This window comes from Halopseudomonas salina (genome assembly GCF_008641105.1).
The window spans coordinates 20,014-29,149 of record NZ_VTTI01000009.1 but is presented as its reverse complement, the minus strand read 5'-3'; the positions used below and the strand labels follow the sequence as shown (position 1 = coordinate 29,149).

6 protein-coding genes are annotated in these 9,136 nt (G+C 57.0%); 5 read left to right on the top strand and 1 reads right to left on the bottom strand.

Features of this window, described 5'->3' with window-relative positions; all coding sequences use genetic code 11:
* Positions 1-122 precede the first annotated feature (122 nt).
* Positions 123-1,043 carry a hypothetical protein gene (locus FZF01_RS14195; RefSeq protein WP_223825533.1) on the top strand — a complete coding sequence of 307 codons (921 nt, stop codon included), beginning with the start codon at positions 123-125 and terminating at the stop codon, positions 1,041-1,043.
* Between the two features lie 201 nt (positions 1,044-1,244).
* Entirely contained in the window at positions 1,245-3,335 is a 2,091-nt protein-coding gene (gene fusA / locus FZF01_RS14190; protein WP_150278873.1) for an elongation factor G, read from the top strand.
* Positions 3,336-3,402: 67 nt separating this feature from the next.
* Here the strand turns inward: fusA and FZF01_RS14185 are convergent, their stop codons facing one another.
* Positions 3,403-4,950 (bottom strand): MFS transporter, encoded by a 1,548-nt coding sequence (locus tag FZF01_RS14185; protein WP_150278872.1) that lies wholly within the window; start codon positions 4,948-4,950, stop codon positions 3,403-3,405.
* A 257-nt stretch (positions 4,951-5,207) separates the two neighbouring features.
* On the opposite strand from FZF01_RS14185, the gene FZF01_RS14180 reads away from it, so the two are divergent.
* Genes FZF01_RS14180 through mdoH form a run of 3 tightly spaced genes read left to right on the top strand, consistent with a single transcriptional unit; the run spans position 5,208 to position 9,120 of the window.
* Positions 5,208-6,749, top strand: coding sequence for a glucan biosynthesis protein (locus FZF01_RS14180; protein WP_150278871.1), 1,542 nt, complete (start codon positions 5,208-5,210; stop codon positions 6,747-6,749).
* Positions 6,746-7,003 carry a hypothetical protein gene (locus FZF01_RS14175; RefSeq protein WP_150278870.1) on the top strand — a complete coding sequence of 86 codons (258 nt, stop codon included), beginning with the start codon at positions 6,746-6,748 and terminating at the stop codon, positions 7,001-7,003. The genes FZF01_RS14180 and FZF01_RS14175 overlap by 4 nt, the downstream gene beginning before the upstream one ends.
* Positions 7,003-9,120, top strand: a complete 2,118-nt coding sequence (mdoH, locus tag FZF01_RS14170) for a glucans biosynthesis glucosyltransferase MdoH (protein WP_150278869.1) — start codon at positions 7,003-7,005, stop codon at positions 9,118-9,120. The genes FZF01_RS14175 and mdoH overlap by 1 nt, the downstream gene beginning before the upstream one ends.
* The last annotated feature ends 16 nt before the right edge of the window (positions 9,121-9,136 follow it).

Below are 9,136 nucleotides of genomic sequence, written 5' to 3'. Positions count from 1 at the left end.
CAGGACCAAGCCAGCTCCCTTCGCCCAGGCGCGCTAACCAACACGCGAAGATAAACGCGCTGAATGCTGCATTAACATTTTTTGAGCTGTTGAAACCCAAACAGCCAAATCAAGGATCAATGATGAGCTTCGATACCCCCCTTTACCTGTGCGGCCCCGTGCGTGAGCCAAAACAGATGCTGGCCGATCAGGAATACAGCGGCCACACCTCCATACACGATGACAGCATGGCCGAGAAGCTGGGCTTCAGGGCGGGCCCGATTGAAGGCCCCACGCATTTCAGCCAGTTTGCACCGCTGCTGGCCGAAATATGGGGGCAGACCTGGTTTGAGCGTGGCTGTTTTTCCGCCCACTTTCAGAACATGGTCGTGGAAGGTGAGCAGGTTCGCGCGTTCATAGAGCGCCCCGCCCCAGGCGCCACCAGGGTGCGCGCCTGGGCCGAAAAGGCAGACGGCACTCCGGTGCTTGAAGCCAGCGCCAGCCTGGGGCCGGATGCCGGCGAAAGCCTGCTGGACCAACGCATGGCCAAACTGCGCCCACCGGAAAAACTGGTCATCCTGTCGGACCTGCATGTGGGGATGACCGGCGCCCGCGACGAAAAAGTGCGTATGGACCACGACCAACATATGGGCAACCTGTACCCGTTCTCCCTTGCACAGAAACTCGAGGGTATCACCGAGAACTCTCCCTGGTATTCCGACCCCGCCACTACGCCGTGGGGCCGCGCCATCATCCCGATGGAAATGGTCAGCGTGCTCGCTGAATACACCAGCAAGGAAGCAGAATTCCCGGTCAAGCAACCGGTTATTGGCCTGTTCGCCGATCAGGAGATCCGCATGATCGATGGCCCTCTGTTTTTAGGCGAGGACTACCTCATACGGCGGGAAATCGTTGCACTCTCCGAGAGCAAGCGCACAGAATCCTATTGGGTGCTTTCCAGCATCTACGATGCCAGTGGCAAAACACTCAAAGCACAGATGTTGCTCAACCATGCGACACTGAAACATTCCTATGCCAACTACGAGGTAGAAGCCTCGGCGTAACAGGATGCCGCGGAGCGGCTGTAATAGAGGCCTCCAACTCCGAGGCGGAGACGGGAAATATGCGAGCGTCGTTAGCCCCGGCGCTCGTCAAACGTGTCTCTGGAAAGCTTGCCCTCCTTTCCGTCGTAAAAGCAGAGCGAAATCACTTCTAATCCTGTATGATGAGCGCCTTTATTTCCACCCGGCTTATCAGAGAGCGCTATGACGACAGACCTTAACCTCTACAGAAACATCGGTATCTTCGCCCACGTTGATGCCGGGAAAACCACCACTACCGAGCGTATTCTCAAGCTGACCGGTCGTATCCACAAACTTGGCGAAGTTCACGAAGGCGAGTCCACCACCGACTTCATGGATCAGGAAGCCGAGCGCGGTATTACCATTCAGTCGGCAGCCGTCAGCTGTTTCTGGAAAGGCCACCGGTTCAACGTTATCGACACCCCCGGCCACGTTGACTTTACAGTTGAAGTTTATCGCTCGCTGAAAGTACTCGACGGCGGCATCGGCGTATTCTGCGGTTCCGGCGGTGTTGAGCCCCAGTCAGAAACCAACTGGCGCTACGCGAACGATTCGAAAGTATCCCGCCTGATCTTCGTCAACAAGCTGGACCGTATCGGTGCCGACTTCCTGCGCGTAACCGCTCAGGTCGAGAAAGTGCTGGGTGCCAAGCCACTGATCATGACACTGCCAATCGGTCGGGAAGATACCTTCTCCGGCGTCGTTGACCTGCTGACCCGCAAGGCTTACGTCTGGGATGCTACCGGTCTGCCGGAAAATTACGAGATCACCGACATCCCAGCCGACATGGTTGACGATGTAGAGAAATACCGCGGCGAGCTGGTCGAAACTGCCCTGGAAATGGACGACGACCTGCTGATGGCCTACATGGAAGGCGAAGAAGCCTCCAACGAAGACATCATGCGCTGCATCCGCAAGGGCACGCTGGAACTGGCGTTCTTCCCAACCTACTGTGGCTCGGCATTCAAGAACAAGGGCATGCAGCTGCTGCTCGACGCCGTTGTCGACTACCTGCCTGCACCGCACGAAGTTAACCCGCAGCCCCTGACCGACGAAGAAGGCAACGCCAACGGCGAATACGCCATCGTTTCCGAGAAGGAGCCCTTCCGTGCTCTGGCGTTCAAGATCATGGACGACCGTTTCGGCGCCCTGACCTTCGTACGCATCTACTCCGGTACCTTGAGCAAGGGTGACACCATCCTCAACTCGTTTACCGGCAAGAGCGAGCGCGTGGGCCGTATGGTCGAAATGCAGGCCAACGAGCGCAACGAACTGAGCTTCGCCACCGCCGGTGACATTATTGCCATCGTGGGCATGAAGAACGTGCAAACCGGTCACACCCTGTGTGATCCCAAGCACCCCTGCACCCTGGAAGCCATGGTGTTCCCCGAGCCCGTAATCTCCATCTCGGTTACCCCGAAAGACAAGGGTTCCACCGAGAAGATGGGCGTGGCCATCGGCAAGATGGTTGCAGAAGATCCTACTTTCCGTGTTGAAACTGACATTGATTCAGGCGAAACCATCCTCAAGGGTATGGGCGAGCTGCACCTGGATATCAAAGTCGACATCCTGCGCCGCACTTACGGTGTGGATCTGGTTGTAGGTCAGCCACAGGTTGCCTACCGCGAGACCATCACCAAGGACGTTGAAGACAGCTACACCCACAAGAAGCAGTCGGGTGGTTCCGGTCAGTACGGTAAGATTGACTACGTCATCAAGCCCGGCGAGCCGAACACTGGCTTCACCTTCAAGTCTTCCGTTGTGGGCGGTAACGTTCCGAAGGAATACTTCCCGGCTATCGAGAAGGGTTTCGCTTCCATGATGGGCATTGGCCCGCTGGCTGGCTTCCCCGTGCTGGACGTGGTTGTCGAGCTGAAGGACGGTGGTTACCACGCCGTTGACTCCTCGGCCATTGCGTTCGAAATCGCAGCCAAGGGTGCCTTCCGCCAGACCATGCCCAAGGCCGGCCCACAAATGCTCGAGCCTATGATGAAGGTCGACGTATACGCACCTGAAGACCATGTTGGTGATGTTATCGGTGACCTGAACCGTCGCCGCGGCATGATCCTCGGTCAGGAAATCAGCGCCACTGGCGTGCGCGTAAAGGCTGATGTTCCGCTGGCAGAAATGTTCGGCTACATCAGCACCCTGCGCACAATGACGTCTGGCCGTGGTCAGTTCTCCATGGAGTTTGCTCACTACGCGCCGTGCCCGGCTAACGTAGCCGAGACCGTTATCGCGAAAGAGAAAGAAAAGAAAGCGGCCAAGAACTAAGGTTCAGCCCGCTATCTGAAACGCCCCGCCGGCTTTTGCCGCCGGGGCGTTTTTTTTGCCAAAACGGTCAGTGCCCGCCCCCGCTCACCCGCACATCCCGCAAACAGATTGCCGTCAGTACTGCAGCAGCAGCCATGATCGCCCCACCGATCAGCGCATTGGCGTGCAATGCCTCCGCAAAGGCACCCTGCACCGCAACCAGCAACGCCTCTGCCAAATCCGGGGGTAACATAGCAACAACACCCAGGGCGCCTCCGAGGGTGTCACTCGCTATTTCAATCTGCTGCACGTCCAACCCGGCTGGCATCTGGGCAGCCATGTGTCCACGGTAAACGGCAGCGCCAACACTCCCGATTACCGCAATGCCCATGGCCATCCCCAGCTCAGTCGCCGTTTCGGAAGTAGCCGCGGCTGCGCCGGTTTTTTCAGGCGGCACGGAACTCATTACCAGATCAGTGCCCAGAATCATCATGGGCATTATCCCGACGCCGAGCAGAATGGTACCCAGAATCATCCATCCTAGTCCGTACTCGCCTTCCACGAGGATCAGTGCGGCAAACCCTATCACCGCTATCAGCAAGCCACCGCTGACCAACCAGGATGGCTTCAGCCACCGGGACATACGCGGTACCAACAGGGAAGCGATGGTCTGCAACACCGCAGACGGGAGCATCACCACGCCTGCTGCCAGAGCACTGAGACCCATCACCCCCTGCAAGTACTGGAAAATCAGCAGCCACGCGCCGGACAAGGCGAGGATCGACATCAACATTGCGATCACGGACACCGTAAAGGCGCGACGTCGAAACAAATCCATATCCAGCATCGGATCGACCAGGCTGCGCTGCCTGCGTATGAATAACACACCCACAACGATGCCCAGCACACTAGCCGCAATGGCCAGGAGGTTGACGCCATCGCGTGCTACATCCTTGAGGCCGAAAATGACCAGCAACAGGGCAGAAATCGATAGCAGCGCACTGGGAAAGTCCAGTCGTCCGGCCTGCTCATCGCGAAATTCTGGAAGAAGAAATGGCCCAACCAATAAAAGCAGAACCATCACCGGTACCGCCAGCAGAAACACCGCACCCCACCAGAAGAATTCCAGAACGATGCCGCCGATCAACGGCCCTATAGCGGTACCAACAATAAAGCCCGTCATCCATATGGTAATCGCCAGAGTACGCTCATGGGGAACATGGAACATGTTGCGGATCAGCGAAAGCGTGGAGGGCATCAGAGTTGCACCGGCGATCCCCAGAATGGCCCGAGTTACTATCAGCATGCCGGAAGAGCTGGCAAAGGCTGCTGCGATAGAGGCCACCCCAAAGGCAAAAGCACCAATCAGCAACAAGCGCCGACGACCAATACGATCACCCAGGGTGCCCATGGTAATCAGAAAACCGGCCACCATGAAGCCGTATATATCCAGTATCCAGAGCAACTGCGCACTACTTGGCTGCAGGTCTGCACTCAATTGCGGTGCAGCCAGATGCAGAACCGTCATGTCGAGCGCCAGGAGCAGAGTGGGCAAGACCAGAACAGCCAGCCCCAACCATTCACGACGACCGGCCGGGCGCCAGCTCAGAGGATCTGTTGGATTGTGTGTGTTCATTTAGACCTCCAGAATGGATCGGGTCTTATACCCCCGAGGGTGCGCTGTTCGCAAGGTACAGTCAGCAACGACTCATTGATAACACCCCTAGCTTTGTCAACGTCACACCAGTCACCTTTTCCGGGCCTCTGAAACGGAACTTACAAGCGTTTCAGCTGCCAAAGGCGAAAGCTCCCCGTGTATCGAATGTGAACGACACAGCTGTTTGAAAAGACCAATCGGTACCGGTTTGCCCCCCCTTTGCAAGGAAACCATGAATGAAGCTCGTTCTGTTACCCCTGCTGACAGTTACGCTGCTGGCTTATGCTGTCAGCGCCAATGCAGACACTGTCCGTGGCACCGTTGTGGCTAAAGCGGAATCCCTTTCCAGGGAGAAGTATCAGGCTCCGCCAGAGATCCCGGGTTTTTTGCAGAATCTGAATTACGATCAGTATCAAGGCATCAGGTTCAAGCCGCAGAGCAGCTTGTGGCAGGAAACCGACTCCAAATTCAAGGTCATGCTTGTGCCCCCGGGCCTGTTCTATACCCACCCGGTGCAGATCAATGTCGTCAGCGATGGCGAAAGCGAGCCCTTGCCCTTCAATAAATCCAGTTTTGACTACCCCAGCGGCGAACTGGAGCAGCAGATCCCCGCAGACCTTGGTTACGCCGGATTCAAGTTGACCTTCCCTTTAAAGGGTAATGACTTGCAGAACCAGTTTCTGGTTTTTGCCGGCGCCAGTTATTACCGTGCCGTGAGCCGCGATACGAACTTTGGGCTATCCGGCCGCGGCCTGGCAATCAATACCGGCCTTCCTGGCGGGGAGGAGTTTCCGGCCTTCATTGAGTACTGGTTGGAAACACCCAAGGCAGGCGCTTCAAGCTTTACCTTTCACGCCCTGCTGGACGGCCCCAGCATGACAGGTGCCTACCAATACACCGTGACACCGGGAGACCAGACAACCGTTGAGGTCAAATCGGTCGTATTTCCCCGCAAGAACGTAAAATTATTGGGTATTGCACCACTGACCAGCATGTTCTATTACGGAGAAAACACCCTCAAACCCCATGGTGAATGGCGACCCGAGGTGCACGACTCTGACGGCCTATTGATACATGATGGGGTATCAGATGAATGGTTGTGGCGGCCTTTGCTGAATCCTGTATCGCTGACCACAGACTACTTCGCCACCGATAATGTACGCGGATTCGGCCTGATGCAGCGCGACGTCAGCTTCACCCAATACATGGATAAGGAAGCCCGCTACGACACCCGCCCCAGCGCCTGGGTCGAGCCTGTGGGTGATTGGGGCAAGGGTAATGTGGTGTTGGTGCAACTGCCAACTAAGGGTGAAACCAACGACAATATTGTCGCCTTCTGGCAGCCCGCTCAGGAAGTCGTCCCGAACGAACCCCTGCACCTTTCGTACACTACTACCTTTGGTGATCAGCGGATTCCAGTCGAGCCACTGGCACGCACAATGGCCACGCACCTGGGCGACGGCAGCCGTGTGGGCGGGGGCAATCAGGCCGGCGCCGTGCGAGTTATCGTCGACTTTGCCGGGGGTGCTCTGGAGGATCTGGTAGCCGACGCTCCCGTCGTCGCCTCGGTAACAGGCCTGGAGGATGGCGAAATCATCAGCCATTTTGTTGAATACCTGGAGCCGTTGAAGCAGTGGCGACTGTCTATTCTTGCGCGACCTGCGGATGAGAAGCCGCTAACCCTGCGCGGTTTTCTCTCCCTTGAAAATGAGCCGGTGACAGAAACCTGGACATACCAACTACCCAGAAACACCGGCCTGCTGGGTCTGCAAAAGTGAATACTTCAACGCCTCCAAGTGAACAGGCGCTGCGCCGGGTTTTGCGCTATCTCGAGTTGTCGGGGGTAACCATCACAGTCGATGCGGAAAAACAGGCGTTGGCGCTGGTTACTCAAGCGCTGGATGCGGATCCGGGTGACACCCTGGCTGCAAGCATGGGGCTGATACCGCTCTATTTTGAACTGCCCCGCCATAGCGCCCCACTCCCGTCGCCGCCTTTGTGCCGCGGCAGCCTTGGCTACGGTGACTACTGATGGGCACGCCCTCCTCTGCAATTGCGACGAACCTGGAAAGCCGCTCAACAATCCAGGAGCAGCCTGTTCGGCCCTGGCGGATGATAGGTTTTCGGCGGCGCTTGATGTTGCTCGTAGCAGTGTTGCTGCAAACCGTCTTCGCAACCTGGTTCATGTTGTCTATCCTGCCCTACAACGGCGGAACCTGGGTAGAGATTGGCATGGCCAGCATTTTTGCCATTCTGTTCTCCTGGATTTCCCTGGGGTTCTGGATAGGCGTTTTCGGTTTTGTCTTGCGCCTCAGGGGGGGTGACCGGCACTCGCTGATGCATCAGCAGACCGCCTCAACACTCGCATCAACACCCATGGCCCGCACAGCTGTGGTCATGCCCATATACAACGAAAACGTCAGCGACTGTCTAGGCAGGCTCAAGACGGTGTATCTGAGCCTGCGGCGGACGGGTCAGGTCGAGCATTTCGATTTTTTCATTCTGTCGGACACTCGCGATCCCGATATCTGGCTGGACGAGCAGGCAGCCTGGGCCTCTCTGACTGAGGAGCTGCAGGCCGAAGGTCAGATCCATTATCGCCGTCGCCCCCTGAATCAGAACTATAAAAGTGGCAACGTAGGGGACTTCCTGCGCCGATGGGGCAAGAGTTATCCCTACATGGTGGTTCTCGATGCCGACAGCCTGATGGGTGGTGACACGCTGGTACAAATGGTGCAGTTGATGCAGCGGCACCCCCGGGTGGGTATTCTACAAAGTAGCCCCAGCCTGCTGAATGGCCAGTCGGTATTCGCGCGGATCCAGCAATTTTCCAATCAGCTGTATGGCCCACTGTTTACTACCGGCCTTGCCGCCATTCAGATGGGCGAAGCGGCTTTCTGGGGCCACAATGCGATCTTGCGCACAGCACCCTTCATGCAATATTGCGGTCTTCGCAAATTGCCCGGCTGGGGATTGTTCAAGGGGCCGATACTGAGCCATGACTTTGTGGAAGCCGCCTACATGGGTCGCGCCGGGCAAGAGGTCTGGCTTGAGCCCGAACTCAGGCAAAGTTATGAAGAGTCTCCTCCTACGCTGGTGGAGGAACTCAACCGTGACCGGCGCTGGGCAAAGGGTAATCTTCAGCACCTGTGGCTAATGCTGCGCGGCCGTCGACTACGTCTGGCCCATCGCATGGCCTTTCTCAACGGCATCATGTCCTATGCCGCATCGCCCCTGTGGCTGGCCTTCCTAGTCCTGGCAACCGTTGCCGCGGCCAGCATGGTAATCTGGCCCATCGAGTATTTTCCCGAAGCCCACCAGTTGCATCCGGTCTGGCCGGAATGGCGGCCCCTTCGAGCGATAGTCCTGATTTCGATTACCTTTGCGTTACTGTTTCTGCCCAAGTTTCTGGCAGTTTTCGATGCGGTAATGGGTGGCCGATCCCGGAGTTTTGGCGGGGCATCCCGGTTAATGGTCAGCGTTCTACTGGAGATGCTGGTCTCTGCACTTCTCGCACCTATCCGCATGCTTTCCCACACACGCTTTGTGCTTGAGTCACTGTTCAATATCAAACTCCAATGGGCAGGACAGAATCGCAGCGGTGAGAGCGGCTGGAGCGAAGCCATAATCAATCAGGCGTTTGGCAGCTTGTTGGCTTTGGGCTGGATCGGATTTGCCTACTGGATTGATCCCATGTTTTTTCTGTGGTCGTTGCCAGTAGCCATCCCCTTGATTTTCGCTGCACCGGTATTTGTATTGCTCAGCCGCATTCGGGCCGGGCAAACCCTCAGACGGGGTGGGCTGTTGGTAATACCGGAAGAATCCAGCGGATCCCAGCTACTCGACGACCTCAGCAATGAGCCCATCCACCACCAGGCCCATGGGCAGATGTCTGCATTTCAACAAGCGTTGATCAACCCCCGACTCAACGCCTTGCACGCAGGACTCGCGCGAGACCTCGGCGGAGCTACACGCAAGGAGCGATTACAGGCATTACGCACACGCTGCCTGCGTGAAGGGGCTGAGGGGCTCAGCAATACCGAGCGCACACTGTTAGCGAGAGACAGGGTTTCGCTAGAATGGCTCCATGTTCAGATCTGGCGCGCTCCAGCAGAATCGTTATGGGGACAGTTGCTCCGACGCAGCTAAGTTTTCGATCATGGCC